This window comes from Gluconobacter cerevisiae (assembly GCF_015244675.1).
Lineage (GTDB): Bacteria > Pseudomonadota > Alphaproteobacteria > Acetobacterales > Acetobacteraceae > Gluconobacter > Gluconobacter cerevisiae.
In genome coordinates this window covers 26,803-52,525 of the sequence record NZ_JABCQO010000004.1, presented here as the reverse complement: position 1 = coordinate 52,525, position 25,723 = coordinate 26,803, and the positions used below count along the sequence as shown (strand labels likewise).

Below are 25,723 nucleotides of genomic sequence, written 5' to 3'. Positions count from 1 at the left end.
TCGCCGTTAGTGGTAGTGATGTCCGGCGGACATTTTTCCGCGGAACACATAGTACGAATAGGCGGTGTAGGAGAGGATCAGCGGCAAGAGGAACATCGTACCGACCAGCAGGAAGGTCTGGCTCTCCGGTGGAGAGGAGGCCTGCCAGATGGTGATGGTCGGCGGCACGATATAGGGCCACACATTGATACCCAGACCGCTGAAGCACAGGAAGAACAGGCCCAGTGTCGCGATGAACGGCAGCAGATGCGAGCGCGGGTTGCGCAGTCCGAAGAAGAGCGCTCCGGCAAGAACGACCACTGCAACCGGGACCGGCGCCACCAGAGCGAGCTGCGGCATGTCCAGCCAGTGCTGCATGTAGGTGGTGTGGAGCATGGGCGTCCAGATCGAGACGAGCGCGATCGTCACCAGCATAAGGCCGCCGAGGACGAAGGAAATCCGGCGCATCGCATCGTGCAGTTCACCTTCGCAGCGCCACAGAAGCCAGGTCGCGCCGAGCAGCGCATAGCCGATGACGACCGCAAGGCCGCAGAACAGGGCGAAGGGGGTGAACCAGTCAAAGCTGGACCCGACGAACACATTATTTTCGACTTTGATGCCCTGAACGAGCGTTCCGAGAATAACACCCTGCATGAAAGCCGCCACGAGGGAGCCGCCGCAGAACGACGTATCCCAGAAGAACTGGCTCATGGGCGATTCCGACTTGAAGCGGAACTCGAAGGAAACGCCGCGCAGAATCAGGGCCAGCAGCATGAACAGGATCGGCAGGTAAAGAGCCGGAAGGATCGTGCCATAGGCAACGGGGAAGACGCCGTAGAGCGCGGCTCCACCGAAGATCATCCAGGTTTCGTTACCGTCCCAGACGGGGGCGACGGTGTTGACCATGAGGTTGCGGTGATCGTGGTCCTTTTCCTTGAGGAAAAGGATGCCGATCCCGAGGTCGAAACCATCAAGACAGACATAGAGGAAGATGGCGGTTGCTGCGAGCAGCGCCCAGACCACCGGGAGCCAGAAGCCGGCTGTTTCTGTCATGGTTCTTACTCCGCCATGCCAGCGCCAGCTGTGGAGCTGGACGGGGACTGATGGGAGACCTGTGTTGTACCTGCGGCACGCTGGGGCTGATCCTCGGCCGGGCCGTGTTCGCCCGAATGGGGTTCTTCGGCGAAGGTCCGCAGCAGGATAGTGATGCCGCCCATGAACACGATGAAATAAACGATGATGAAGGCAATCATCGACGTTGCGATGCTCGGCAGGGCGATCGGAGACACGCTGTCGGCGGTCCGCATCAGGCCATAGACTGTGAAGGGCTGACGGCCCACCTCAGTCGTGACCCAGCCACAAAGCAGGGCCAGAAATCCTGCCGGCGACATGAACAGCGCAACACGATGCAGGAGCGGCGTGTCGTACAGTTTGCCTTTCCAGCGCAGATACAGCGACCACAGACCGACCAGCACCATCAGCATGCCAAGAGCAACCATGATGCGGAAGGAGAAGAACAGCAGCGGAGAATAGGCGCGGTCTTCCTTCGGGAAGTCCTTCAGACCCGGGACCTTGCCGTCGAGGCTGTGCGTCAGGATCAGCGAGCCCAGATAGGGGATGGCAATCTTATAGTGGGTCGTCTCGTTTTCCATGTCGGGAATGCCGAACAGAATTTCCGGGGCGCGGCTTTCGGATTCCCAGTCGCCTTCGAGGGCGGCGATCTTGGCGGGCTGATATTCCAGCGTGTTCAGGCCCTGCGTATCACCGGCCAGAACCTGAATCGGGGAGACGATGGCGGCCATCCACATGGCCATGGAGAACATCAGGCGGACCTGTTCAGACGCCTGACGGCCTTCACGACGCGCCTTGAGCAGATGCCATCCGGCCACGCCTGCCACGATGAAGGCCACGCACAGGAAAGCTGCGAGGCCCATATGGACGATGCGATACGGGAAAGACGGGTTGAAAACGATCTGCCACCAGTCGACAGGCAGGAAACGTCCGGTGGCTTCGTCAATGCGATAGCCTCGGGGCGTCTGCATCCAGGAATTGGAGGACAGGATCCAGCTCATGGAAATCAGCGTACCGATCGAGACCATGCAGGTGGCTGCGAAATGCAGGCCCTTGCCGACGCGATTGAGGCCGAACATCATGACGCCGAGGAACCCGGCTTCAAGGAAGAACGCCGTCATGACCTCATAGGCCAGCATCGGGCCGAGGATCGGTCCGGCTTTCTGCGAGAAGGCCGACCAGTTCGTTCCGAATTCGTAGGACATGACGAGGCCGGAGACCACACCCATGCCGAAGACGACGGAAAAGACCTTCAGCCAGTATTTGAAGAGGTCCAGATAGGCGCTGCGGCCTGTCTTGAGCCATAGCCCTTCCAGAACAGCCAGATACGCTGCAAGACCGATTGAAAACGCCGGGAACACGATGTGAAACCCGACCGTAAACGCGAACTGGAACCGCGCCAGGAATAAAGCCGAGAGGCCAAACATTTCGGTTGCCTTCTGCATAGATGGCGAGTGGCAGATACCGTCAGAAGCAAGTCCGCTCCCTGAGGAATCTGACGCACGCAGAACGAGAATAACGAAGTTGTGATCGTTTCGTGTGTCGCCGTCTTTTGAACCCCTAGAACGTGTTTGGCTAGAGAAAGTTCTGTGTCCGGGCGGGGTTTTTGACAGAAATCAACTGGGATTTTCTGGCTTTGACAGCTTTTAGGGGGGAGAGAATTTTCCGCTGAAAAGCGCAGAAATCGCCTGTGTATCCGGGAGGATCTGCCCGTTGGTGACGGGGAGTGCCACCGAAAGAGGGTGCCCGCTTCCATGCTGTGAGGTGGAAACTTTTTCCAGCGCCTTACGAAGAGCGGCCTGAAAGTCTGGTGCGAGGTGCGACTCTATTTCCGGATGGTCCAGAAGGCGGGTTGCGAGTTCCTGCCAGTGGATCAGAGTGAGGGTGAGCGTTCCGGTTTGATTGGGGAGGGTGATGCTCCCTGACAGCGTGATGTGACTGTCTGTGGACGCTGGTGAGGCTGAGGCGTCCTGAAGCAGGAGCCGTTCGTATGAGGCCGGGTCGAGAAATGAGCGGTCTGTGGAAGATCCGGATGCTGTCAGAGCGAGCGCAAGATGCGTCTGATGCAGGTCGGTGGAGGTCCCGTAGGGTAGTGGAAACCCGGACAGTTTTGCGGCCTTTGCCTCTACGCCAAGCCGTGTCGCACCGGCGGGAGCTTCAGGAGAGCGGATGAGGCGTCCGGAGAGGTTTTTCGCGAAAATATGCCTGTCTGGCCAACGCCCGGAAAAAGCAAGTTGAAGCTGTGACGCTGAAAATCGCAGATCTTCGGGACTTCTGAAGCGGATCTGAACACCCGACGTCAGAACAGTCAGGATTCTATCATTCAGGACAAGCCGTGCAGCCTGATGTCCCTTCAGGGAAACGAGAAGTCCCGCGTGAAGCAGGGAGGCCCAGGATCCCCCAAGGCGAAGATGCTCTCCGGCCCAGCCGGCATCATAGGGCGCGTCGGAGAACGTCGGGTGCGTGGCGTCCAGATGGTCCAGCTCTACCCATGCGCCGAACGGCCAGCCTCCTCTGTGGAACGGAGTCGCATGAACGGACCAGCCGTTTTCGCGTGCGGTGGTGATGGCAGTTTGAGCGGTGGCTTCCAGCCTGTGGATCGTGTGATGCCAGCAGAGTGTATCGAGTAAGGCCGATATTGCGAGAATGGCAATCAATACCACAGCATATCTGCTGTAACGGACAGTAAAGAACGGACGATCCATTGAGCATCTCTTTTCGGGAGTGGCTGCGGGATTGGTCAACCCCTGTCTGTTTTATCCCCAGCCGTAGAGAGTGCTTCGGGAATGCCGGAAAATGCGTCCACGGGCCGGTTTGTGAGAAAAGCTACGGAGGTTATGAGGTAATGAAAACCGCAGAAAATCAAAGAATCTGGAGATCTTGTTAATGGTCGAATGCTGGAAGCGCGCAGTTTTTGGAAGGCTATTGAAAGATTTCAGTTTTTTGCAGCCAGATTATACGTTTTCCGGGTCCACAGAGTTATCCACAGGATCTCTGGGTAAGGCGTGGGTTGTGCACATTTCGTCCCACGCGCTTTCCAGTGCCTCGGTAAAGGCTCTGCGTTCCTGTTGGGGCGGGAGGGGCTGACCGATCACGACGTTAAGAGTTCCAGGGCGTTTGAACCAGGGGTTTCGGTCCCAGAAGAGCCCTGAGTCGGTTGCGACAGGCACGACGGGGACGTTGGTCTGCCGGGCCAGAGCGATGATACCGGGCTGGATCGGCTGGCGTTCACCGGGCAGCGTGCGGGTGCCTTCGGGGAAGATGATGATCTGGCGACCCGCGTCATGAGCTGATTTTGCATCCTGCATCATGGTGCGCAGGGCTTTTGAACCGGCTTTCCGGTCAACGGAGATCATGCCGGTCAGGAGCAGCATCGGGCCTACGACGGGAATGCGCGTCAGTTCCGTTTTGATGATGTAGTCGGGGCGGTCAACGAGGGTCATCCAGATGAAGCCATCGAAGAAGGACTGATGCTGCGATGCGATCAGCAACGCTCCGGGCGGCAGGTTCTCCTGGCCGGTGATCTCGATGTGGACCGAAGAGATCCGGGTGAAGCCGAACAGAACGGCGCGTGCCCAGAGTTTTGCGTAGAACAGGGCCAGGTCCTGATTTTTCATCAGGCGGATCGGGATGGTCCCGAGGCCCATGAACAGGGTGATCCAGAAGAGATAGAGGTTGAACAGGACGCCGCGCAGAATGCTCATCATGGTGTTCTGCACACCAGAAAATCCTGTCCGGCACAAGGGCTGTCAGGCGCCATCCAGTCCTTCACGGCCATCTGGAAGACCTGTCAGGACGCCGATCTCGGCTCCGAGGAGCTTGTTGTATTCCCGAAACATCAGGAAGAGCGTTCTGCGCGAAAGGGGGCCTTGCAGGGCGAGAGGCACTACCGGATAGGCGATGAGGTCCAGATCGGGGGCGGTGCGGTGGATTTCGAGAATAGCCCGGCGGATATGATAACCGGAGGTGACGACGAGAAGGCGGTGGAGCCGGTTGTCTCTGGCCCACTCGGCCGTCTCGTGGGCGTTACCAATTGTGCTGGTAGCGCGGCGGCCCAGCGTGATGCGTGCTGCCAGAGGTGAGGATAGGGTTTCCTGCTGAAGGTGCAGGATGTGTTGCAGCGTGACATGGGGGCCGACCCCCGAAATCAGTAGCAGAGGTCCGTATCCGCCCCGCAGAAGCGTAATAGCCGTATCGACGCGCTGTTCTCCACCGGTCAGCGCGACGATGCCATCGCAGACAGTGGCGGTGACGGGAGGGCTGATGGCGTCCTGAACAAACCATGCGAATCCTGCCAGCCAGAGACCTCCCAGCGCCACACATGCCTGCAAGAGGCGTGTCATGGCAGACGCCGGAGCCAGACGAGCACGACGGTCTGTGCGGTGAGCCAGCCCAGACAGGCGGCGATCAGGGGCAGGGCGCCGAGTTCTTCAAGGAGCATGCGAGGCAGGACGTGCAGGGTGCCACACCATGTTGCGAACAGGGCGTCCCATGTGTTGGTGGGAGAGGCGGCTGGAGGTGTGCCATGTGAAAAAGGTGTGAGCCTCTGGGCCAGCATGGTGATGACCGGGCTCAGGAGCAGCAGGCCGACGAGCCCTCCGGCGAGACTGAGCAGCGCTGCCCGTCCTGCGATCCTGCTGGAGATGGTCAGGTCTCCTGCTCCAAGGAAATGGACGATTTCGACAGCCTTGCGCTGGGCCATAACGGAACGGCGCACGGTCATGCCGACTGAAAGAACCGCAATGGCCGCGATGAGGCTTACGGCCAGCCATGCACAGGCGATCAGGCTGTTTCCCAGGCCGTTGAGGCGTTCCCCCCAGCGGCGGTCTTCTTCCACAACGGCTTCAGGCAGCACGCTGTGTACGATCGCACCCAGATCAGGGGTACCGGTATGGGCAACGATCAGAACAACAGGCAGTGAGAGGCCGGGAAGACCTGCGCTGTCAGAGACCTGTCCCAACCACGGTGCGAGAAGAGTCTGGACCTCCTTAGCGGAGAGTTCGCGGACTGTCGTGACATCGGGCGTTTTGTTCAGGGTCTGGACTAAGGAGTGGGTGCGGTCTTCAAGCTGGGGCGTGTCGGCCGGGATCTCGATTGTGGTTGCGTTGCGGGCGGCGCCGGACCAGCTTTCGGCCAGGGTCTGCACGCCGGAAAGTCCGGCAAGGGCGAGGCCTGCGAGCAGGGTCATGAGCGCCACGAGAAGCGGTAGGCTGCCTGAACGCAGTCCGGGGGAGACCGGGGCACTCATGAGTGTTCTGTCCGTCGGGTGGAAGTTCCGTTCTGAGCGTCAGTATTTGCGATCGTGCCGTCCTGAAGGACGATCGAGGCTGCCGGAGCTTCGCGGACCAAGGCCTCGTTATGGGTGGCGACGATGACGGTCGTGCCCATTTCGATCAGTTCCTGAAATGTCATCAGAAGCCGTCGGGCTTGTGCGTCTTCGAGCGCATTGGTCGGTTCATCGGCGAGCAGGAGTTCGGGACGACCGATCAGGGCGCGGGCAATGGCCGTGCGCTGCTGCTCACCGCCGGACAGGGTGCCGGGGCGCTTATCAGCGAGATGTGCGACATCCAGCCACTCCAGTACGGCGAAAGCCTCGCGTCTGGTGTCGCGTTCGGAGGCCCCCCGCAGTCTGAGTGGGAGAGCCACATTGTCGAACACCGTCCATTCCCCGATCAGCCGATAGTCCTGAGGAACAAACCCGATTCTTCGACGCAGGTTTCGCAGCGTTGCGCGGCTGGCGTGGCTGACGGACACACCGAGCATGTCCATCTGGCCGGCAGATGGGCGTGTTTCCAGCGTCAGGAGGCGCAGAAGACTCGACTTGCCAGCTCCTGATGGTCCGAGCAGCCAGCGAAACTCTCCCTGCGGCACGGAAAGAGTCAGGTTCCGCAAGACCGGCTGTCCTACGCCGGGGGGCATCATCGAGACATTCAGGAGGCGAATCATGACGCTTTCATTGAAAACTGGAGCAATTTATTAACCATTTAATAACGATCATTTCGTCATAACAGGCAAGTACATCGATCAGGCTAGGCCGGATCGGAGCTGGCTGTCGAAGGGATTGATTGAATGCGCATTGAATGCCCCCACTGTCATGCGGTCTTTGAAGTACCGGAGGCGATGGCAAAAGGGGTTAAGCGTCTGCGCTGCGCCAATTGTGGAGACAGTTGGGAAATGACTGGCTCTGCGGCGGCTCAGGAGTCTGTCCCCGAGGTCGCGCCGACTGTCTTTGAAGTTTCGGAGGAGGAGAACGACAGCAAACCTGCTGTGGTGGAGGTTTCTTCGACTGGTTCCGAGGGAGCTTTCCTGGCGACCGGGGCGATGGCGGGGCGAAACGCTGAGCGCCGTTCGGCTGTCCTGCATTCCCGCTCAGCCGGTGACGTGCAGGCGCGGGCTGAACTGGAAGGGCCGTCGATGATCGGGTCTGCCGGTCTCTGGGTTGCGGCTTGGGGGGCCAGTCTTGTCTTGGCAGGCTCCGGAGTGGCTGCGTTGTGGTACTGGAAGGGAGCGGGCGTGTTCGGTTTTCTTCCGGGGATCGGACATTTTTCCTGAACCCCGTTTCGGTCGGCCCCCGCGGGTCTTACATGTTGCGGGCGGCGAGTGCCGAGAATGTGGCACCGATGGCGGCTATGGCCATAAGCACGATGCCGTCGAAGATGAGGGAGCCCGGTGTGATGAGGTGGCTGCCGATCTGAAGATGGTTCGGAAGGGTTCCGGCGACATGATTCATGATGTCGCGTGCCTGTGGGTCGGCACTGGCTGCGCTGGTTGTGATCGCATTGACGATATGCGGAAGAATATACCAGCCTAGGCCCAGAATCAGCAGGAGAGGTGCCATGAGTTCGGCAATCTGCTGGGCCAGATAGAAGGCAAAATAGCAGACGGACCACACGCCCATCCGGATCATCGACGATGTTGTGAGCGATGACTCGCTTCGGTTTCTGTTACCGAGGAGGCGGTCCGTGATATGGGGCGGGGGCTGCATGTCCATGAGATATGGCTTCCAGTGGTCCGGCAACGGGAGTTAGTGTTCGTCCCCGAAAGCGGACGAATGGTTCACTTCGGACTAGCTGCAAGAGATCGCCAATGCAAACTTTCCCGTGCCGTCATGCCTTTTCCTGAATTTGAGATGCCGATGGTGACGTCGAATATGCCCCGGGTCGTTCTGGTGGAGCCTGATTGCGACCATGCCCGGCAGATTGCCCGGATTCTGGTCAATGAAGGGTTTGCGCTCACCTGCGCGACGAGTGGTGAGGAAGGTTTGGGCACGATCGAGGATACGATGCCCGATCTGGTGGTGGCTTGTACCGAACTGCCGGGAATGAGCGGTGGCCAGCTTGCGCGGCGGCTGCGGCTGGATGCGCTGACCCGCAATATTCCGATCCTGATGCTGACGGAAGATGCGTCGCCGGGCGTGGAGCGTGAAGGGCTGGAGAGCGGGGCTGACGCCTATATTTCCAAATCGGCTCATCCTGACCTGATGGTTCTGCGGATGCGGGCGTTGTTGCGGGAGGGGCCGGAGCTTCTTCAGGTCGATGAGGCGTCTCGCTTGCGTCGGGCACGGATCGTGATCGTCAATTCTCCACGTGAGGAGGAAGACGAAGACGATACGGTCGAGGAGGCGCCCGAAACGACGTTGGGGGAGTTGCTCTGGCGTGACGGGCATACCGTGACATCCATTGAACGTTCGGACGATCTGATCGAGGGTGGGTGGCTGCGCGGGGCCGACAGTCCAGATTGTCTGGTGCTGGAACTTGGGAGCGGAGACGAGGATCTGAAATTCTGCCGTCTTCTGGATGCGCGGCGGCAGGCTGTGCTGGAGGCTGGCGGAATTCCGTTTCGGACACTGGGGATCGTGGAGGCGTCACGGTTCAGGCGGCAGTCTTCCGGGGAGTTTTTCGAGGCCGGAATTGATGATTTGGTGCCGAGCGATATCGCGCTTGAGGCTCTTGCGATGCGAATCCGGACACTGGCCCAGCGCAGGATGGCGCAGGATGAGTTTCGCCAGCAGGAGATCGAACGTCAGCAGAACGCTCTGACTCTGGAGGCAGCGCGGGCCAAGGCGGAAATGGCGGAAGCGCTTGCACAGGCCAATATGGAGCTGGCGCGCACGAACGAAAGGCTTCTTCAGGCGCAGTCCAAGCTCGTGCAGACGGCAAAAATGGCCTCGCTGGGCGAACTGGTGGCGGGGATCGCACATGAGATCAACAATCCGCTGGCCTTCACGATCGCGCATGCCGATACGGTGGCGCGGACGCTCAAGCGCCTGCAAGGCGTTAATGCGACCGACGAAGCAACGTCGCTTACTAAAAAAGGCCTGTCGCGGCTGGAATCCATGAAGCTCGGATTGCAGCGTATTCAAAATCTGGTGCTGAGCCTGAGGCGGTTTTCACGCTTAGACGAAAGCTCGTTCCAGAAAGTCGATGTTCCGGCCGCTCTGGAAACGGCGCTTGCCCTGCTGGCGCATAAGCTGGGGCCGGGGATCGTTGTACGGAAGGATCTTCAGGCTCCGGCCGAGCTGGTCTGTCAGCCGGCTTTTCTTAATCAGGTTGTCATGAACATCATTTCCAATGCGGCGGATGCGCTCGCGGATCTGTCGGTGGATAGTGATGTGGTGCGCGGTACGATCGTCATTGCTTCCCGGCTGGAGAATGGTCGCTATGAAATGAGTGTGAGCGATGACGGACCGGGTCTGCCACATGATTTGCGAACACGGATCTTTGACCCGTTTTTTACGACTAAACCCGTGGGAACCGGCACGGGGCTGGGGCTGGCCATTGCCTATAGTGTCATGGAAGCGCATGACGGGACGATTGAAGTAATGGACGCCAATCTGCCGGGTGGGCATGGCATCGGGGCCTGTTTCCGGCTGAGTCTGCCCATTCGCATGACCGAGGAGGGGCCGGTGGCGACCGGCCGCGCAGCATGACTTTCTGGAGCGCAAAAGGGCCCTCGCGCCCTCTGATACTGCTGGTTGATGATGAGGAGGAAATCCTCGTTGCCTTGACGGATCTGCTGGAAGACCAGTACGAAATCCTGTCCACGACGGACCCGCTACGAGCGCTGGATCTGTTGCGGGAACATCGGGATGTTGCGACCATTATTTCCGACCAGCGGATGCCGGGCCTGACCGGAGATCAGTTGTTGATGCAGGCGCGTGCGTTTTCAGACGCACGAAGCATCCTGTTGACGGGATACGCAGATCTGGAAGCTGTTGTGTCGGCGCTTAATCAGGGGCAGGTGCAGGCTTATGTGCATAAACCCTGGGATTCGGATGCGCTGCGGTCTCTGGTTGGGGAAGTCACACAGCATTGTCTGGCACAGCGGGCGTTAAGAACTGAACAGGCGCTGTTGCGTGGTTTGATGGAAGCGCTTCCGATCGGACTGGTCTTTTCTGATCGGGACGGGCGGTGCATCCGGAGCAATGTGCGGGATGAATCCGAGAGCGGTGCCGAGATCGAGCAGGCTCATTTCCCGGAAAGTCTGTGGCCGGATGTCGTGGCCATGCGAGAGAGCGTTCGCAGGTCCGGGCAGGAAGAACGTCTGGTTGGGGAAGTTCTTGCGGAAGAGGGCGGCAAGACGTCCATGCGCTGGCATGAACTGACGCGACTGGCGCTGGCGTGGCCGGAAGGTGCGTCTTCGGAAGACGCCTGGCAGGTCAGCATGGACCGGGATGTGACATCGCGCGTTGCTATGGAATCGCGGCTGCGACAGGCGGAAAAGCTTCAGTCCCTTGGGACGTTGGCAGGAGGAATCGCCCATGATTTCAATAATCTGCTCGCGGCGATTTCAGGATCTCTCGAGTTGCTGGAAGATATTGCCGATCTTGATGAGGCGTCTGTAACGCTGCTGCGCAATGCGGCTGATTCAGCGCAGCGTGGGGCAGTTCTGACGCGACGGCTGCTTCAGTTCGGACGTCCGCGCGAGGCGCGTCTGTCGGCGGTGTCGCTGGAGCAGCTCCTGCCCGGTTTGACGGATCTTCTCCGCCAAAGTCTCAAGAAGCGTGGTGCGCCGGCGGTGGCCTCACCCTGTGCGCTGTGTGTCGAGGACTTTTCACAGGATCTGCCGCTGGTCTGGTCGGATGCCGACCAGCTTGAAATGGCGCTTCTGAATTTGTGTGTGAATGCACGCGATGCCATGGCGGATGGTGGAACGGTGCGGATCAGCGCGCGGGTTGTGACACAAAAGCGGACGGATCTGCCTGCGGAGTGTTGTCCTGACCGGGCGGTGGCGCTGGACGTCGTGGATGAAGGCGCTGGTATGACACCCGAAATTGCGGCGAGAATTTTTGATCCGTTCTTCACGACCAAGGATGTCGGCCGCGGAACGGGACTGGGGCTGTCGAGCGTTTATGGATTTCTCAGTCGTAGTTACGGGGAGATCGTTGTCGAGAGTGTCGTGGGTAAGGGAACGCGCATGACGCTGATTCTGCCGGTAGCGCAGAGCGGACAGCAGCGGGTTAGTCAGCCGGAAAGACCTGATAGGAAAGTTGAACGGTCGCTGAAAGTTCTGGTGCTGGACGATGAAGCGCCAGTACGGATGGTGACGGCAGGTTTCCTCACGCAGGAGGGACATAAGGTGACGGCTGTTTCTTCGCTAGAGGAAGCGCTGAACTCTGTCGATCCGGCATCTCCGTTTGATCTGGCGATCGTCGATATGCGAATGCCTGAATATGATGGTCTGACCTGTGCGACAGCATTACTGAAAGTGGTGTCGGGAATGAAGGTCCTGTTTATCAGCGGCCATACAGATGATATGCCGACGCCTGAAAACGGTCTGCTTCTGCCAAAGCCTTTTACGCAGGACGCCTTGCGCAGAGCCGTTGCCGAAACCATGCGTCATGGCAGGGGGAGCACGGACTGAAGCCTGTAACGGAGATTATGACGCGTGAGTGATGCCTATCTTGTTCCCCCGGAAGACACGGCTGCTGCTGCCATTGAGGAGATCGAGGCTGAGTTGGGTCTGTTTGATGACTGGATGGAGCGGTATCAGTACATCATCGAGATGGGACGCAAGCTGCCGCCCTTTCCGGAGGCTTGGCAGGATGATGCTCATCGTGTGCCGGGCTGTCAGAGTCAGGTCTGGCTTGAGGCGGCTGAGCGCGACGGGAAGCTGTTTTTTGCCGGCGCGTCCGATGCTGCGATCGTCCAAGGGCTCGTGGCGCTGTTGCTGAGGGTTTACTCTGGCCGACCCAGTGCGGAAATCTTGGGGACAAGTCCGGTGTTTTTGCACGACATGGGGCTGGTCAAGGCGCTTTCGACCAATCGTGGCAACGGGGTCGAGGCCATGGCGCAGGCCATTCAGAAGCGGGCCGCCCTTCAGGCGTGAAAAACCCCCGTTGGCTGAGGCCTTCGGGGGTATGACGTGTTACTTCGGTGCTGTTGCAGGAGCTGGGCTGCTGGCAGGTGTGGGGCACTTGGTGAACTTGCCTTTTGCGTCCCGGCAAGGCTTCGGCTTCTGCGGTGCTTCGCATTTGACGAACTTGCCCTTGTCATCACGGCAGGGCTTGGCATGGGCCATCTGGGCACCCAGGGCCATAATGGCAAAGGCGGCAACGGACAGGCGGCGGAATGACATGATGCTGGTCTCCAGAGCGGGGCCGGGTCGTGGATGCCGCGCCCCGGATTGGCGGAAATCATGCAATATGTTGCATGCGGGACGCAAGTTGCGTCATTTCCCACAAAATTAGCGGAATCCCTTTTGGTCCACAGGATGAGACGCATCCCAGTCGATATTGCCATGATACTGCGCAGACACAGGCTGTCCGTCCTTTAGAGCGGGATAGTATCTTGCGAGACTAAAATAGGCGAGCGAGGCGCGTTGCAGGATGGTGGGGCCGTCGCTGGCAGTGCAGTCATGGGCGGTCCCGATCTGATCGATCTGGCAGATGACAGTGATACGCGCGCCGATAGAATCAGCATCCGCTGCTTCTGGATAATGAGGGGGGGCAGAGTGCATTTTATCGAGTAGCGGATGCATCAAGTCGGCGGAGGTGTGGAAAGTGTACGTGTACTCCCACGTGCTTTGGACGGCTTTGCCATTCTCGTAAGCTGGAAGGAATTTTGAGCTATAGGCCAGATTTTCGGCGGCGATTGCGAAGTCCGGCTGTGATGCGGTTGTCTCACACTCTGTAGGAAAACCCGTGGGACTGATGGTGCAGCGGATATGCGCCGTTCCGTTTTTGCGTTGTTCGAGTTCCGCCGGGGGGTAGATAAGCTGGCTATAATGGTGCGGGTCCAGCATGGCGCCGAGGGGATGGTCTTCGGCACGGGCTGCCGTCATCATACTGAGAACTGCAGCCGTTATGGCGAGTGCGGGACGAATGGCGGGCAATGTCATGGCATGTCTCTACGTCTGCGACCGAAGTATTACCATATGTAACGAACGCTTCTCTGGCCAGTCAGCTGCCACCAAAAAAGGGGAGATGCCGGATGGCACCTCCCCTTTTTTATAACCCGTGTAGTCCTGTCAGATCATTTCTGATCGGGCAGAGCGTAGGCGATGATGTCGTCGCCCATGCGGGTCGGGAACGAGTTGTGTCCGCCAGCATAGGTTACGATGTACTGCTTGCCGTTGATGGCATACGTCATCGGAGTGTTTTGGGCACCAGCCGGCAGACGATCCTGCCAGAGGACCTTGCCCGTGGTCAGGTTGTAAGCCCGGATGTAGTAATCCATGGACGACGTCAGGATGCCGATGTTGCCAGCTGTGGAGAGCGGGCCGCCAAGGCTCGGAACACCGATCTTGATCGGCGGCAGCGGGATCGGCAGGGAGCTTCCGTACATGGAATCCCGCAGAGTGCCGTTACGGTGCTGCCAGACGACCTTGTTGGTCTTCAGGTCAATACCCGCGACATAGCCCCAGGGCGGTGTGCGGCAGGGCATCTTGATGCCGAGCGGCAGCAGCACCGGATCCAGGAACGGATGCAGGTTGACGGCGTACGGAATGCCATAATTGTGCTGCAGGCCGGTTTCGCCGCCCGTGCCCTTGGCGTTTTCGTCAGGCCAGAGCGGGTTGCCCGGTCCGCGAGGAACCAGCTGGGAGACGAACGGCAGGGAGATCGGATTGGCGAAAGCGACCTGACGCTGCGGATCGACGGCCAGGCCGCCCCATTCGAACATACCCAGATCGCCCGGGAAGATGAGCGAGCCCTGAAGCGACGGCGGCGTGAAGGGACCTTCGTAGCGCAGGCTGTGGAAATAGATGCTGCAGAACATCTGATCGAAGATCGTGCCGCCCCAGATATCGGAGTCGTTCAGCGGGTTCTTCGGACGCAGCGTCAGCTTGGACATCCGCTGTGTCGGGTTGGTGTAATCGCCAGGAGCAGCGCCGCCGGGGACCGGTGTTTCCGGAGCTGCGACAATTTCCTTGCCGGTGCGACGGTCGAGGACAAAGATATCGCCGGTCTTGGTCGGGATATACATGGCCGGAACAAGTGTGCCGTCCTTTTGCGTAATATCCACGAGGCTCGGCTGGGACGGAACGTCCATGTCCCACAGATCGTGATGAACCGTCTGGTAGAACCAGGCGAGCTTACCCGTGTCTGCGTTCAGTGCGACGATGCCCGGAGCAAAACGCTCGGAATCCTTCGTGCGATATCCGCCCCACTGATCGGGAGTGCCCACGCCCATCGGAATGTAAACGAGGTTCAGGGCCTTGTCGTAGGACGACACGATCCAGGAGTTTGGGGAGTTCGGATGGAAGACAGGATGGTTTTCATCCGGAAGCTGGTTCGGGTCGGAGTTCGAGGCATCGAAGACCCAGACGCGCTTGCCGGTATAGACGTCGAATGCCTGCGTGGCGCCTGAAGCCTGCTTGACCGAACCGTTATCGGTGATCGCGCTGTTAGCGATGATCAGCTTGTCCGTGATGACCGGCGGGGACGTCGGCTCGTACTGGCCGGGCGTCGTGTAGGGCTGGTTCGGAACGCGCAGATCGATTTCGCCATTGGTGCCGAAGCCCGAGCAGGTCTTGCCCGTGTCTGCATCGACTTCAACCAGACGGCCATCGTTGACCGGCAGGATGATGCGCTTGGCGCAGTCCGTCGGAGCGAGGTTGCCATCGGAATCGGTCGCATTGACCGGCGTTTCGTGGAAGCTGACGCCACGGCAGGTCAGATGTTGGAAGCCCGGGTTGATCTGGAGTTTCGGATCATAGACCCATTTGACGTTGCCGGTCGCGCCGTCGATCGCAAACAGCTTCTGGTGCAGGGAGCACATGTAAAGCGTGTTGTTGAATTCGATCGGGGTGGCTTCGTTCGTCGCTTCACCCGGATCGTTCGGCGTCATCATATCCCCGGTGTGGATATGCCATGCGACCTTGAGGTTGCTGACGTTCGATGCGTTGACCTGATTCAGCGGGGACCAGCGGTCACCGGCCTGCGTGCGACCGTAAGCGTGCCATTCGCTGGCCGGGACGTTGTCCGGGTCGGCGGGGGAGGCGTTTGCGATCTGCGTCGGCAGTTCGCCGCTGATGTCGTGCGGGTCCGTGAAGAGGCTGGCGAACAGGGCCAGAACCGCAACGCCAACGGCCCCTGCGAGCGGCAGAATGGTCGTGCGTGTTCCGCCGATCTGGCGGGAGACGAACGGTAGCAGCAGCCAGATGCCGAGGATGATGACGATGTCCGAACGCGGGATCAGGGCCCAGATGTCGAGACCGACAACCGTAAGTTCCCAGATGACCGTTGCGAAAACGACGACTGCAAAGAGATAAAGTGCAGCGGGATTGCGCCGGAATGAGAGGAAAGCCGTGGCAAGGAGCGCCAGGCCAAGGATGACGTAATACAGTGGGCCGCCGATAGCGGCGACCCATGCGCCGCCTACGGTAAGGATCGCGCCGCAAAGCGCGAAGACCGCGGCCGTTATCAGGGCCCAAAGCCCTGGCCGGGATGATGTGCTCATGATGTTCCTGAAGATGTTGTTCTGGTGCAGCACGGTGACTTCCGGACAAAGCACATGGAAGGATATCAAGGGTCAAGATGTCAGAAGGTTCACTTTGCTCACGTCACTGTGAGGGCATTCACGTCGTCGTGACTTGAGGAAAGGAGACACTTATGATTGAGCGTTCAAGAAAATAATGCGCTTGCAGAATACTTTGGCCTCCGATAAGGACACCGCTTCCGCGCACGCGTCCGGGCCACGAGTGGCATGCCCGGCCGTGCAGAGTCCCTACTGTGTGAGGGACCAATCGTTTACGGCGAGGGAGACCGAAATGCCCAAGATGAAGACCAAATCGTCGGTCAAGAAGCGGTTCAAGATCACCGCGACCGGCAAAGTGATGTGCGGCCCGGGCAACAAGCGCCATGGCCTTATCAACCGTCCGCAGAAGATGAAGCGCACCAACCGTGGTCCCCAGACCATGACGGACATGGATGCGAAGACAATCAAGCAGTGGGCGCCCTACGGGCTCTGAGGAGATAAGGTACTATGGCACGTGTCAAGCGGGGCGTAACGTCGCACGCCCGTCACAAGAAGGTTCTCGGGCTCGCCAAGGGCTATCGCGGCCGTTCGTCCACGAACTATCGCATTGCTCTCGAGCGCGTCGAGAAGGCGCTGCGTTATGCGTATCGTGACCGTCGCAACAAGAAGCGTGATTTCCGTGCCCTGTGGATCCAGCGTATCAACGCTGCTGTCCGCGAGCATGGTCTGACGTATAGCCGCTTCATCAACGGTCTGGACAAGGCTGGTATCGAGATCGACCGTAAGGTTCTCGCCGCCATTGCTTTTGACGATAGCGCCGCTTTCGGTGAAATCGTGAAGAAGGCCCAGGCCGCTCTCGGCTGAGCTTTTCCGGCTTGACCCCTTTCTTGGGGTCTGGTGACTGGCGGGCCGTCCTGTTATCAGGACGGCCCGTTTTGTTTTGTGCTGCAGGAGATGGGCGGTATGGCTGACGATCTCGATATACTCAGGAATGACACGCTGGCGGCGCTGGCCGGAGCGCAGGATCGTGCGCAGTGGGACGCGATCCGCGTCGGAACACTGGGCAAATCCGGTGCGCTGACCGGTCTGCTCAAGCAACTCGGCAAGCTGGAGCCTGAGGAACGCAAGGAGCGTGGTCAGGCGCTGAACCGTCTTCGGGACGAACTGACGGCGGCTGTCGAGGCACGTGGTCGCGACCTTGAGGAAGAGGCACTTCAGGCCCGTCTGCGTTCCGAACGCGTCGATGTGACGATGCCCGCGCCTGCGGTTGTGACCGGCACCATCCATCCTATCAGCCGTACCATTGAAGAAATGACGGCCATTTTCGGCGCGATGGGTTTTTCCGTTGCCGAAGGGCCGGATATCGAAAGCCAGTGGCACAATTTCTCCGCACTTAACACGCCGGACCATCATCCCGCGCGGACTGAGCACGACACGTTCTATCTTCCGCCGGAAACGGAAGGCGGGGAGCCGCGGGTGCTGCGGACGCAGACATCCGGCGTGCAGATCCGCACGATGCTCGGCTCACAGCCGCCTATCCGTATTATTGCACCCGGCCGGACGTATCGTGCCGATCATGATGCAACGCATTCGCCGATGTTCCATCAGTGCGAAGGTCTGGTGGTGGATCGCAATATTACGCTGGGCCATCTCAAGGGCTGCCTGATCGAATTCCTGCGCGTCTATTTCGACAAGCCAAACCTGCCGGTCCGTTTTCGTGCCTCTTACTTTCCGTTTACCGAGCCTTCTATGGAAGTTGATATCGGATGGTCGAAGGCGACGGGCGAGATCGGTGGCGGGTCTGACTGGCTTGAGGTTCTGGGTTCGGGGATGATCCATCCGCGGGTTCTGGCGAATTGTGGACTGGACCCGGCTGAATGGCAGGGCTTTGCGTTCGGAATGGGAATCGAGCGTCTGGCGATGCTGAAGAATGGCATCCCCGATCTGCGCTCTTTCTATGAAAGCGACCTGCGCTGGCTGCGTCATTATGGATTTTCGGCGTTTTCGCCTGCCACGCTGACGGAGGGCGTGTGACATGAAGTTCTCTCTCTCATGGCTGTGTGAACATCTTGATTTTACGGCTTCTGTTGAAGACATCTGCGCCCGGCTGAATGTCATCGGGCTTGAGGTCGAGGGTGTTGAGAATCCTGCCGACCGTCTGGTGGGTTTCCGGACCGCTAAGATTGTCGAAGCGCACCGTCATCCTGATGCAGATCGCCTTCAGGTCTGTCGTGTGGCGGCTGGCGGTGGTTTTGAAGACGTGCAGGTCGTGTGTGGTGCGCCGAATGCGCGCGCGGGTCTGCATGTGATTTTCGCGACGCCGGGGACATATGTTCCGGGGCTCGACATCACCATCAAGAAGGGCAAGATCCGGGGGCAGGACAGCAACGGAATGCTGTGCTCCCTGAAGGAACTGGGGCTGGGCGAGGAAAGCAACGGGATTGCCGAACTTTCCGAAGCGGCTCCGATCGGAGAGTCTTACGCGGCCTATGCGGAACTGGATGATCCGGTTATCGAGATCGCGATTACGCCCAACCGCGGCGATGCGCTGAGCATTCGTGGCATTGCGCGCGATCTGGCGGCGGGGGGCATCGGACGTCTCAAGCCCTGGCTCACGGAAGCCGTGGAAGGAGATTTTCCGTCTCCGTTGTCGTGGAAGACCGAGCATCCGGCCTGTCCGTATATTGTCGGTCGGGTCATCCGGGGTGTGAAGAACGGCCCGAGCCCGGACTGGCTGCGGCGCCGTCTGGAAGCTGTTGGGGTCAAGCCGATTTCGGCCCTCGTCGATGTGACGAATTACCTCACATACGATCTTGGTCGACCGCTGCATGTCTTTGATCTTGCGAAACTTAAAGGCGACACGCTGACGGTGACGCATGCCGCCCGTGAGACCTTTACCGGCCTTGACGGGCGCGAATATGTGCTCGGAACAGAGGACATGGTCATTGTCGATGAGGCCGGGGTGCAGTCGCTTGCCGGTCTGATTGGCGGCGAGAGCAGCGGCGTTGATGAGAACACGACGGATGTGTTCGTGGAATCCGCCTTGTTCGATCCGGTGCGGATTGCCCTGACCGGGCGCCGTCTGGCTATTCACACCGATGCGCGCCAGCGTTTCGAGCGTGGGATTGATCCGGCACAGGTTCTTAACGGGCTTGAAGCCGCCACGGTCATGATCCGCGATCTGTGTGGCGGTGAGGTCAGCGAGATTACCGAAGGGGGCACTCTGCCGGACTGGAAGCGGACCGCGACGCTGCGTTTCGAGCGTCTGAAGACGTTGGGTGGCGTAGATATCGCGTCTGCAGATGCCGTACGCGCTCTGGAACATCTCGGCTTTGAGGTGACGGAGCAGACGGCAGACGCTGCGACCTTCCTGGTGCCGTCCTGGCGGAATGATGTCGCTTCGGGGCAGGTTCTGGCGCAGGCACCGACGTTGGATGAGGCTGTGGCGGCGAAAGCTGCCGATCATGTTCGGGCCATGGAGGCGGAGTGCGATCTTCTTGAAGAAGTGCTGCGTCTTTACGGGCTGGACAATGTCCAGGCGGTCGCGTTGCCGCAGGCGACGGTGGTTCCGGCTCCGGCCGTGACGGCTCTTCAGGCCCGTGCGGCTCTGTTGCGGCGGATCTGTGCGGCGCGAGGACTGACCGAGACAGTCGGCTTTTCCTTCGTGGCGCAGGACGATGCCGCACTGTTCGGAGATCTGCCAGAGACCCAGCATCTTCTGAACCCGATCGCCACGGATCTGGATCAGCTTCGCCCGACCCCATTGGTCAATCTGGCGCGGGCGCTGTCCCGTAATCTGGCGCGTGGCCTCGGCGTTTCGGGAGAAGGCGCGCTGTTCGAAGTCGGGCCGTGCTTTGATGCCGCGGGGCAGCATCTGCGTCTTGCCGGGCTTCGGGCCGGGCAGACGGCTCGTGAGCCGGGTGTGGCTGCGCGTGACGCGACATTGTGGGATGCGAAGGCGGATCTGTCGGCGGCTCTGGTGGCGCTTGGCGTGCCAGAAGTCGCACTCTCCGTGACGGCGGATGCACCGGGCTTCTATCATCCGGGTCGGTCGGGGCAGGTGCGGCAGGGGCCGAAGACGGTTCTGGGCAGTTTTGGTGAACTGCATCCGCGTGTTGCGCGGGCATTGGGCCTGAGCGGAACTGTGGTGGCCTTTGAAGTCTATCTGGATCAGGTGCCGCAGCCGAAGGCCAAACGGAAATCCGTCCCTGTCCTGTCGGCGTTGCAGCCTGTCCGGCGTGACTTTGCTTTCGTCGCGGGACCGGATGTCGAAATCCAGGCCGTTCTGAAAGCAGTGCGGATGGCGGATCGCAATCTGGTGCAGGATGTGCGCCTGTTCGATGTGTTCGAAGGAGGCAGTCTGCCGGAGGGACATCGCTCGCTCGGTGTGGAAGTGGTCTTGCAGCCACAGAGCGAGAGTCTTACGGATACGCAGCTTGAAGCGGTTTCCAAATCGGTGGAAGCTGCGGTTCTCAAGGCAACAGGGGCAGTATTGCGTCGATGAACTCTCTTCCAGAATCCGGATCTGACGGACAGTCCACAGCGGACCCTTCCCAAAAGACCACGCCTTTGCCCCGGTATGGGCGGGTGATCTGGATTCTGGCCGGTGAGGCCAGTGGAGACGTGATTGGAGCGCGCCTAATGCAGGCGCTCCATGCGCAGGACCCGTCGTTGGTTTTCGCAGGCGTCGGCGGAGGGCGCATGGAAGCGCTGGGGCTTCACAGCCTGTTTCCGATGAGTGATCTGGCGGTGATGGGGCTTGTCGAAGTGCTGCCTCGTCTGCGGCATCTGTCGCAGCGGCTTCTAGAAGCCGTGCAGGATATCGAACTACGCAAACCCGATCTTGTCGTGACGATCGACAGTCCGGGTTTTGCGCTGCGCCTATTGCAGAAAATCGAGCGTTCCGGGATCAAGCGCGTTCATTACGTGGCACCGCAGGTCTGGGCCTGGCGGGAAAGCCGGGTCAAGGAATTCCCCGGTCTGTGGGACAGGCTCCTGTGCCTGCTGCCGTTCGAACCGGAATGGTTTGCAAAACGGGGTCTGGAAGGTCGGTTTGTCGGGCATCCGGTGCTTCAGTCCGGCGTACGGCAAGGTAATGCCCAGCGGTTCCGGCTGAGACATAACATTCCAGCCGATGCGCCGGTCGTGATCCTAATGCCCGGCAGTCGACGTTCGGAAGCCCCTCGGCTGTTGCCAGTTTTTCGTAAAATGCTGGATATTCTGCGAGTACAGTATCCGGATATCTGTCCTGTCATTCCGGTTGCACCCGTCATTGCGCCGACGATCCGTCAGTTGATCCGTAAATGGCCGATCCAGCCCCATATCGTCACGGATATCCATGACAAGCACGACGCCTTTGCGGCAGCGCAGTGCGCCCTGACCAAGTCAGGGACATCCACGCTGGAACTTGCGATGGGCAATGTGCCTATGGCGGTGACGTATCGGGTCAATCCGGTGACGGCGACGATTGCGCGGCGTCTGATCAAGGTGCCTCATGTGGCGATGGTCAATCTGCTGGCAGGGCGCGAGGTTGTGCCCGAACTGCTTCAGGAAGACTGCACGCCACAGAAGCTGGCCGAGATGGTCTCAAGGCTGTTGAGTGATCCGCAAATGGCGGAAAAACAGCGTATGGCGTTTGCCGAAGTGCTTGAGATGCTCGCCCCACCTGTGGGGACGCCTGCCGATGCGGCAGCGGCCGAGATCATGGATCTGCTGAACGAGCCGGTTTCCCGGTCGTCCAGCCACTGAAATTTTAGCGCAGGAAGCCAACGAGCCGTTCGGTTTCCTGAACGATCGGTTCCGAAACACTGTTGGCGCGTTCGGCACCTGCATGCAGGACCGAGAGCAGATGCGCTTCGTCCTGAAGCAGGCGCTGCGTTTCGCTGGCGACCGGAGCGAGACGTTCCACCAGAAGGTCTGCGAGCGCGTTCTTGAACGGGCCAAATCCCTGACCGCTGAAACGGCTGAGAATGTCTGCCGGTGTTTCGTCCGACATGGCGGCATAGATGGAGACGAGGTTCCGGGCTTCAGGACGTTCGCTCAGACCGTCCATTTCGCTGGGAAGGGGTTCAGAATCGGTCTTGGCGCGGCGGATCTTCAGAGCGATATCGTCTGCGGTATCGGTCAGGACGATGCGGCTCTGCTCTGACGGGTCGGACTTGGACATTTTCTTGCTGCCGTCGCGCAGGCTCATGACGCGGGCTGCGGCGGGGGGGATAAAGGCTTCCACCTGCGGGAAGAACTCCACGCCCATGTCGTGATTGAATTTCTGGCCGATATCGTTGGTGAGTTCGATATGCTGGCGCTGGTCTTCGCCGACGGGAACGCGCGTGGCATGGAAAGCCAGAATGTCGGCTGCCATCAGGTTCGGATAGACGTAAAGTCCCGCCGAATGGTTCTCGCGGTTTTTGCCGGCCTTGTCTTTGAACTGGGTCATGCGGTTGAGCCAGCCGAGGCGTGAGACGCAGTTGAAGATCCAGCCAAGACGGGCATGCGCGCTAACGGCTGACTGGTTGTACAGGCGTGTGGGTTCGATCCCGGCTGCAAGAAGACACGCTGTCGAGCCGAGCGTCTGTTCACGTAAGGTCTGCGGGTCCCAGGGCATCGTGATGGAATGCAGGTCCACCAGGCAAAAGACGCAGTCATGGTCTTTCTGCAGCGTAACCCAGTTGCGGATCGCACCGAGATAATTGCCCAGATGGGGAATGCCGGTTGGCTGAATGCCGGAAAATACGCGCTGCATGGGTTCTGTCTTCATTTGCTGAGAAAGGGGAAGCGAACGGCTTCAATGAACGGGTGTTTGCAGGTCCAGCCTCTGGCGTTCCTGCAGGACATCCGCCGCCGACATCGGATGGGCCCGTGCGGCTGCGATTTCGGCGGCGGTGAATCTGGGTGAGTCTGTGGGCATTTCCTGACTTGCGACGAATGTCAGGATGCGGGCGATCTCGTCGTTAGAGAGGCGATGAAAAGACGGCATGGAGCTGTTGTAATGGCCGTCTCCCGCCATGATGGGGCCGTTTAGTCCGTAAAGCAGGACATCCACCAGATAGTGATGACCTGCAGGAGTCTGTGCGATCGGGCCGACGCGACCGAAAATGGGGGCGACTTCAGAAACCTGACCATGACCGCCATGGTGGCAGGTGCTGCATTCATTGGCGTATTCGCGCGGGGCCTGAGCACGATTTTCCCAAGCGTGACCGACAACGAAGACCGCCACCATGAAAATGGCGAGAAACAGAGGCAGTCGGACGGCTGGGTCAATTCTGATCACAGTGTCGTTGTCGCATTTTCAGAGCCGTTTCAGCAAGTCCGGGGCTTGGCAAATCGGCTGTAATAGGGCTCATGGCGCTATCGAAAGGAGAAGCCATGACCGTCAGAGGCCGTCTTGTAGTGTATGTGGGGCCGATGTTTGCCGGAAAATCCGCGCATCTGATTGCTGCCGCGAAAAAGCAGATGGATGTTCTGGCTCTCAAGCCCGGCTTTGATACGCGCGATGGCGCAGAGCTTGTCAGTCGGGATGGATCTCATCTTGCTGCGATATCGGTGAACACATGGCCCGAACATGCGGACCGGTACGGCCATATCGTTCTGGATGAAGGGCAGTTCTGGGTCGCACCACATTACCAGGGCGATATCGTTGAAGATATCCGGGACGTTCGGGCACAGGGTGTGGATGTGACTGTCGGAGGGCTGGATACCGATTACCGGCGCGTTCCGTTCGACGTCATGGAGCGGCTGAGGGAAGAGGCAGACGAGGTTATTGTCCTGACGGCGCGCTGTCATGTCTGTGGTGCGCCCGCCGCATGGACCGCGAAAACCCATGATACCGGTCATCTTCTGGAGACGGGCGATCAGGAGCTTTATGAAGCGCGCTGCCAAGCGCACTGGACTCTACCGGAACGACCCTGAGGGTGGCTCCGGCAGGGGTGACGGCTCTTATTGCTGGCCGCCGCCGCCATTATTAACGCCCAGAAGGCGGATCTTGAAAATCAGCGGGCTGTTGGGCGGGATGATGCCCATGGAGCGCTTGCCGTAGCCGAGATTTGGAGGCAGGTAGAGCATCCATTCATCGCCCACATGCATCATGGGAAGGGCTTCAAGCCAACCCTGCACAAGGCCGTCGAGCGGCATTTCCATGTAGGCGCCATTGCCGTGCTGGTCGGAGCTGTCGAAAATGCCACCATCGGGAAGGCGACCCTCGTAGATGACCATGATGGTGGAGCCATGATGCGGGCTATCACCATCCTTAGGGCCTGACTGGAGAACCTTGTAGGCCAGGCCGTCCGGCAGGGTCTTGACGCCGGGCTGGGCATGGATTTTCGCCATGAACTGCGCCGGTGTCAGGTCGGAATCATCCACCGGCTTGGGAGCGCCCGAGCAGCCCGCGAGGGCAAAGGCGCCGCACAGGGCGAAAGCGGATGTAAGACGGATCAGACTGGTCATGGTCCCCCGGGGAGTCAGTTGAGAAGTCAGAGCGTGCCACCGCGACGGCCGATCTGACCGCCGAGCCGCAGGCGCAGGGCATTGAGCTTGATGAAGCCCTGTGCATCCTGCTGATTATAGGCGCCTTCGTCGTCCTCGAAAGTCACGACGCGGGTATCATACAGGCTGTTCGGGCTTTCGCGTCCGACGCAGGTCACATTGCCCTTGTACAGACGCATGCGGACACGCCCGGTAACAGAATGCTGGCTGGTGTCGATGAGGGCCTGAAGCATCCGGCGCTCGGGCGAGAACCAGAAGCCGTTATAGATGATTTCGGCATAGCGCGGCATGATGCTGTCTTTGAGATGGGCAGCTTCGCGGTCGAGCGTGATGCTTTCGATGGAGCGGTGCGCGGCCAGCAGGATCGTGCCACCCGGCGTTTCGTAGATGCCGCGGGACTTCATGCCGACGAAACGGTTTTCCACGATGTCGAGACGGCCGATGCCGTTGTCGCGGCCCAGTTCGTTCAGACGGGTCAGCAGGGTGGCCGGGGTCATTTCGACGCCGTTGATGGCGACCGGGTCACCGCTGACGAAATCGATGGCAATTTCCGTTGCGACGTCAGGAGCAGCTTCCGGCGAGATCGTGCGCTGGAAAACGATTTCTTCGGCTGCGATCGACGGATCTTCGAGCAGCTTGCCTTCGGATGAAGAGTGCAGAAGGTTTGCGTCCACGGAGAACGGGGCTTCGCCGCGCTTGTCCTTCGTGACGGGGATCTGGTTCTCTTCAGCGAAGGCGAGGAGCTTTGTGCGCGACGTCAGATCCCACTCGCGCCAGGGTGCAATGACCTTCACGTCCGGCTTGAGCGAATAATAACCCAGTTCGAAACGGACCTGATCGTTGCCCTTGCCGGTCGCACCATGCGCCACGGCATCGGCACCGACGGCTTCGGCGATTTCGATCTGGCGCTGTGCGATCAGCGGACGGGCGATAGACGTGCCCAGCAGGTACTGGCCTTCATAGAGCGTGTTGGCCCGGAACATCGGGAACACGAAATCCTTGACGAAGGTTTCGCGCAGATCCTCGACGAAGATTTCCTTGACGCCGAACATCTCGGCCTTTTTGCGGGCCGGCTCCAGTTCTTCACCCTGTCCGAGATCGGCAGTGAAGGTGACAACCTCACAGTTATAGGTTTTCTGAAGCCAGCGAAGAATAACCGAAGTGTCCAGGCCGCCAGAATAGGCGAGCACAACTTTCTTGACGTCCTGGTGGGCACTCATAACGGTGTGGTCCTTGGTGTGTTTCGTTTGAGAAGCGTTTCTAGCAGTTCAGCC

25 protein-coding genes and 1 pseudogene are annotated in these 25,723 nt (G+C 59.6%); 11 read left to right on the top strand and 15 right to left on the bottom strand.

The window, feature by feature from the left end:
• Window positions 1–6 precede the first annotated feature (6 nt).
• The 7 genes from cydB to HKD21_RS06610 form a co-directional block, all read right to left on the bottom strand.
• A complete protein-coding gene (cydB, locus tag HKD21_RS06640) occupies window positions 7–1,032 on the bottom strand; it encodes a cytochrome d ubiquinol oxidase subunit II (RefSeq protein WP_194254853.1) in 1,026 nt (341 codons plus the stop codon).
• Between the two features lie 5 nt (window positions 1,033–1,037).
• Window positions 1,038–2,477 (bottom strand): cytochrome ubiquinol oxidase subunit I, encoded by a 1,440-nt coding sequence (locus tag HKD21_RS06635; RefSeq protein ID WP_194254852.1) that lies wholly within the window; start codon window positions 2,475–2,477, stop codon window positions 1,038–1,040.
• Window positions 2,478–2,696: 219 nt separating this feature from the next.
• A complete protein-coding gene (locus HKD21_RS06630; protein ID WP_194254851.1) occupies window positions 2,697–3,755 on the bottom strand; it encodes a DUF2125 domain-containing protein in 1,059 nt (352 codons plus the stop codon).
• Window positions 3,756–4,004: 249 nt separating this feature from the next.
• On the bottom strand, window positions 4,005–4,754 hold the full coding sequence (locus HKD21_RS06625; protein ID WP_194255019.1) for a lysophospholipid acyltransferase family protein: 750 nt from the start codon (window positions 4,752–4,754) through the stop codon (window positions 4,005–4,007).
• Window positions 4,755–4,799: 45 nt separating this feature from the next.
• On the bottom strand, window positions 4,800–5,393 hold the full coding sequence (locus HKD21_RS06620) for a YdcF family protein (RefSeq protein ID WP_194254850.1): 594 nt from the start codon (window positions 5,391–5,393) through the stop codon (window positions 4,800–4,802).
• Entirely contained in the window at window positions 5,390–6,298 is a 909-nt protein-coding gene (locus HKD21_RS06615; RefSeq protein ID WP_194254849.1) for a cell division protein FtsX, read from the bottom strand. The genes HKD21_RS06620 and HKD21_RS06615 overlap by 4 nt, the downstream gene beginning before the upstream one ends.
• On the bottom strand, window positions 6,295–6,996 hold the full coding sequence (locus HKD21_RS06610; RefSeq protein ID WP_194254848.1) for a cell division ATP-binding protein FtsE: 702 nt from the start codon (window positions 6,994–6,996) through the stop codon (window positions 6,295–6,297). The genes HKD21_RS06615 and HKD21_RS06610 overlap by 4 nt, the downstream gene beginning before the upstream one ends.
• 123 nt (window positions 6,997–7,119) lie before the next feature.
• Between HKD21_RS06610 and HKD21_RS14625 the strand changes: the two are divergent.
• Window positions 7,120–7,212: pseudogene (locus tag HKD21_RS14625) on the top strand (zinc-ribbon domain-containing protein); the annotation flags it as partial.
• 12 nt (window positions 7,213–7,224) lie between these two features.
• Window positions 7,225–7,602, top strand: a complete 378-nt coding sequence (locus HKD21_RS06605; RefSeq protein WP_228121100.1) for a hypothetical protein — start codon at window positions 7,225–7,227, stop codon at window positions 7,600–7,602.
• 28 nt (window positions 7,603–7,630) lie between these two features.
• Here the strand turns inward: HKD21_RS06605 and HKD21_RS06600 are convergent, their stop codons facing one another.
• Window positions 7,631–8,041 carry a hypothetical protein gene (locus HKD21_RS06600; RefSeq protein ID WP_194254846.1) on the bottom strand — a complete coding sequence of 137 codons (411 nt, stop codon included), beginning with the start codon at window positions 8,039–8,041 and terminating at the stop codon, window positions 7,631–7,633.
• 138 nt (window positions 8,042–8,179) lie between these two features.
• Here HKD21_RS06600 and HKD21_RS06595 point away from each other — a divergent pair, with 138 nt between their 5' ends.
• From HKD21_RS06595 to HKD21_RS06585, 3 genes are read left to right on the top strand one after another with little or no spacing between them, the layout of a single operon-like run.
• Window positions 8,180–9,979, top strand: a complete 1,800-nt coding sequence (locus HKD21_RS06595) for an ATP-binding protein (protein WP_407646543.1) — start codon at window positions 8,180–8,182, stop codon at window positions 9,977–9,979.
• Window positions 9,976–11,913, top strand: coding sequence for a response regulator (locus HKD21_RS06590; RefSeq protein ID WP_194254845.1), 1,938 nt, complete (start codon window positions 9,976–9,978; stop codon window positions 11,911–11,913). The genes HKD21_RS06595 and HKD21_RS06590 overlap by 4 nt, the downstream gene beginning before the upstream one ends.
• A gap of 24 nt (window positions 11,914–11,937) precedes the next feature.
• A complete protein-coding gene (locus HKD21_RS06585) occupies window positions 11,938–12,378 on the top strand; it encodes a SufE family protein (RefSeq protein ID WP_194254842.1) in 441 nt (146 codons plus the stop codon).
• 39 nt (window positions 12,379–12,417) lie between these two features.
• Here HKD21_RS06585 and HKD21_RS06580 read toward each other — a convergent pair whose 3' ends face one another.
• The 3 genes from HKD21_RS06580 to HKD21_RS06570 form a co-directional block, all read right to left on the bottom strand.
• Window positions 12,418–12,627: a hypothetical protein gene (locus HKD21_RS06580; protein WP_194254840.1), complete on the bottom strand. Its 210-nt coding sequence runs from the start codon at window positions 12,625–12,627 to the stop codon at window positions 12,418–12,420.
• Between the two features lie 108 nt (window positions 12,628–12,735).
• Window positions 12,736–13,389, bottom strand: coding sequence for an energy transducer TonB (locus HKD21_RS06575; RefSeq protein WP_228121097.1), 654 nt, complete (start codon window positions 13,387–13,389; stop codon window positions 12,736–12,738).
• A gap of 134 nt (window positions 13,390–13,523) precedes the next feature.
• The gene (locus tag HKD21_RS06570) at window positions 13,524–15,950 is read right to left on the bottom strand and encodes a glucose/quinate/shikimate family membrane-bound PQQ-dependent dehydrogenase (RefSeq protein WP_194254838.1); all 2,427 of its coding nucleotides are present in this window, start codon (window positions 15,948–15,950) and stop codon (window positions 13,524–13,526) included.
• A 310-nt stretch (window positions 15,951–16,260) separates the two neighbouring features.
• Here HKD21_RS06570 and rpmI point away from each other — a divergent pair, with 310 nt between their 5' ends.
• From rpmI to lpxB, 5 genes are all read left to right on the top strand, one after another.
• A complete protein-coding gene (rpmI, locus tag HKD21_RS06565) occupies window positions 16,261–16,461 on the top strand; it encodes a 50S ribosomal protein L35 (RefSeq protein WP_046901279.1) in 201 nt (66 codons plus the stop codon).
• Window positions 16,462–16,475: 14 nt separating this feature from the next.
• Complete coding sequence (gene rplT / locus HKD21_RS06560; RefSeq protein ID WP_062033041.1) at window positions 16,476–16,832, top strand: 50S ribosomal protein L20; 357 nt, start codon at window positions 16,476–16,478, stop codon at window positions 16,830–16,832.
• Window positions 16,833–16,931: 99 nt separating this feature from the next.
• Entirely contained in the window at window positions 16,932–18,002 is a 1,071-nt protein-coding gene (pheS, locus tag HKD21_RS06555) for a phenylalanine--tRNA ligase subunit alpha (RefSeq protein WP_194254837.1), read from the top strand.
• 1 nt (window position 18,003) lies between these two features.
• Complete coding sequence (gene pheT / locus HKD21_RS06550; protein ID WP_194254836.1) at window positions 18,004–20,472, top strand: phenylalanine--tRNA ligase subunit beta; 2,469 nt, start codon at window positions 18,004–18,006, stop codon at window positions 20,470–20,472.
• A complete protein-coding gene (gene lpxB / locus HKD21_RS06545; RefSeq protein ID WP_194254835.1) occupies window positions 20,469–21,716 on the top strand; it encodes a lipid-A-disaccharide synthase in 1,248 nt (415 codons plus the stop codon). Before pheT ends, lpxB begins: the two co-directional genes overlap by 4 nt.
• A gap of 4 nt (window positions 21,717–21,720) precedes the next feature.
• Here lpxB and trpS read toward each other — a convergent pair whose 3' ends face one another.
• Window positions 21,721–22,710: a tryptophan--tRNA ligase gene (trpS, locus tag HKD21_RS06540; protein ID WP_194254834.1), complete on the bottom strand. Its 990-nt coding sequence runs from the start codon at window positions 22,708–22,710 to the stop codon at window positions 21,721–21,723.
• Between the two features lie 42 nt (window positions 22,711–22,752).
• Window positions 22,753–23,238: a c-type cytochrome gene (locus tag HKD21_RS06535; protein ID WP_322782911.1), complete on the bottom strand. Its 486-nt coding sequence runs from the start codon at window positions 23,236–23,238 to the stop codon at window positions 22,753–22,755.
• Between the two features lie 95 nt (window positions 23,239–23,333).
• Here HKD21_RS06535 and HKD21_RS06530 point away from each other — a divergent pair, with 95 nt between their 5' ends.
• Window positions 23,334–23,876: a thymidine kinase gene (locus HKD21_RS06530; RefSeq protein ID WP_194254833.1), complete on the top strand. Its 543-nt coding sequence runs from the start codon at window positions 23,334–23,336 to the stop codon at window positions 23,874–23,876.
• 27 nt (window positions 23,877–23,903) lie between these two features.
• Here the strand turns inward: HKD21_RS06530 and HKD21_RS06525 are convergent, their stop codons facing one another.
• Together HKD21_RS06525 and HKD21_RS06520 are read right to left on the bottom strand one after the other, a co-directional pair.
• Window positions 23,904–24,410, bottom strand: coding sequence for an FKBP-type peptidyl-prolyl cis-trans isomerase (locus tag HKD21_RS06525; RefSeq protein WP_099286833.1), 507 nt, complete (start codon window positions 24,408–24,410; stop codon window positions 23,904–23,906).
• Between the two features lie 26 nt (window positions 24,411–24,436).
• Window positions 24,437–25,669, bottom strand: coding sequence for an argininosuccinate synthase (locus HKD21_RS06520; RefSeq protein WP_099286832.1), 1,233 nt, complete (start codon window positions 25,667–25,669; stop codon window positions 24,437–24,439).
• Between the last annotated feature and the right edge of the window lie 54 nt (window positions 25,670–25,723).

What these genes read in the sequence shown, in the direction of transcription:
- cydB (WP_194254853.1), bottom strand. Translation starts at nt 1,032, where the DNA reads ATGACAGAAACAGCCGGCTTCTGGCTCCCGGTGGTCTGGGCGCTGCTC.
- HKD21_RS06635 (WP_194254852.1), bottom strand. Translation starts at nt 2,477, where the DNA reads ATGTTTGGCCTCTCGGCTTTATTCCTGGCGCGGTTCCAGTTCGCGTTT.
- HKD21_RS06630 (WP_194254851.1), bottom strand. Translation starts at nt 3,755, where the DNA reads ATGGATCGTCCGTTCTTTACTGTCCGTTACAGCAGATATGCTGTGGTA.
- HKD21_RS06625 (WP_194255019.1), bottom strand. Translation starts at nt 4,754, where the DNA reads ATGAGCATTCTGCGCGGCGTCCTGTTCAACCTCTATCTCTTCTGGATC.
- HKD21_RS06620 (WP_194254850.1), bottom strand. Translation starts at nt 5,393, where the DNA reads ATGACACGCCTCTTGCAGGCATGTGTGGCGCTGGGAGGTCTCTGGCTG.
- HKD21_RS06615 (WP_194254849.1), bottom strand. Translation starts at nt 6,298, where the DNA reads ATGAGTGCCCCGGTCTCCCCCGGACTGCGTTCAGGCAGCCTACCGCTT.
- HKD21_RS06610 (WP_194254848.1), bottom strand. Translation starts at nt 6,996, where the DNA reads ATGATTCGCCTCCTGAATGTCTCGATGATGCCCCCCGGCGTAGGACAG.
- HKD21_RS06605 (WP_228121100.1), top strand. Translation starts at nt 7,225, where the DNA reads ATGACTGGCTCTGCGGCGGCTCAGGAGTCTGTCCCCGAGGTCGCGCCG.
- HKD21_RS06600 (WP_194254846.1), bottom strand. Translation starts at nt 8,041, where the DNA reads ATGGACATGCAGCCCCCGCCCCATATCACGGACCGCCTCCTCGGTAAC.
- HKD21_RS06595 (WP_407646543.1), top strand. Translation starts at nt 8,180, where the DNA reads ATGCCGATGGTGACGTCGAATATGCCCCGGGTCGTTCTGGTGGAGCCT.
- HKD21_RS06590 (WP_194254845.1), top strand. Translation starts at nt 9,976, where the DNA reads ATGACTTTCTGGAGCGCAAAAGGGCCCTCGCGCCCTCTGATACTGCTG.
- HKD21_RS06580 (WP_194254840.1), bottom strand. Translation starts at nt 12,627, where the DNA reads ATGTCATTCCGCCGCCTGTCCGTTGCCGCCTTTGCCATTATGGCCCTG.
- HKD21_RS06575 (WP_228121097.1), bottom strand. Translation starts at nt 13,389, where the DNA reads ATGACATTGCCCGCCATTCGTCCCGCACTCGCCATAACGGCTGCAGTT.
- HKD21_RS06570 (WP_194254838.1), bottom strand. Translation starts at nt 15,950, where the DNA reads ATGAGCACATCATCCCGGCCAGGGCTTTGGGCCCTGATAACGGCCGCG.
- rpmI (WP_046901279.1), top strand. Translation starts at nt 16,261, where the DNA reads ATGCCCAAGATGAAGACCAAATCGTCGGTCAAGAAGCGGTTCAAGATC.
- rplT (WP_062033041.1), top strand. Translation starts at nt 16,476, where the DNA reads ATGGCACGTGTCAAGCGGGGCGTAACGTCGCACGCCCGTCACAAGAAG.
- pheS (WP_194254837.1), top strand. Translation starts at nt 16,932, where the DNA reads ATGGCTGACGATCTCGATATACTCAGGAATGACACGCTGGCGGCGCTG.
- pheT (WP_194254836.1), top strand. Translation starts at nt 18,004, where the DNA reads ATGAAGTTCTCTCTCTCATGGCTGTGTGAACATCTTGATTTTACGGCT.
- lpxB (WP_194254835.1), top strand. Translation starts at nt 20,469, where the DNA reads ATGAACTCTCTTCCAGAATCCGGATCTGACGGACAGTCCACAGCGGAC.
- trpS (WP_194254834.1), bottom strand. Translation starts at nt 22,710, where the DNA reads ATGCAGCGCGTATTTTCCGGCATTCAGCCAACCGGCATTCCCCATCTG.
- HKD21_RS06530 (WP_194254833.1), top strand. Translation starts at nt 23,334, where the DNA reads ATGACCGTCAGAGGCCGTCTTGTAGTGTATGTGGGGCCGATGTTTGCC.
- HKD21_RS06525 (WP_099286833.1), bottom strand. Translation starts at nt 24,410, where the DNA reads ATGACCAGTCTGATCCGTCTTACATCCGCTTTCGCCCTGTGCGGCGCC.
- HKD21_RS06520 (WP_099286832.1), bottom strand. Translation starts at nt 25,669, where the DNA reads ATGAGTGCCCACCAGGACGTCAAGAAAGTTGTGCTCGCCTATTCTGGC.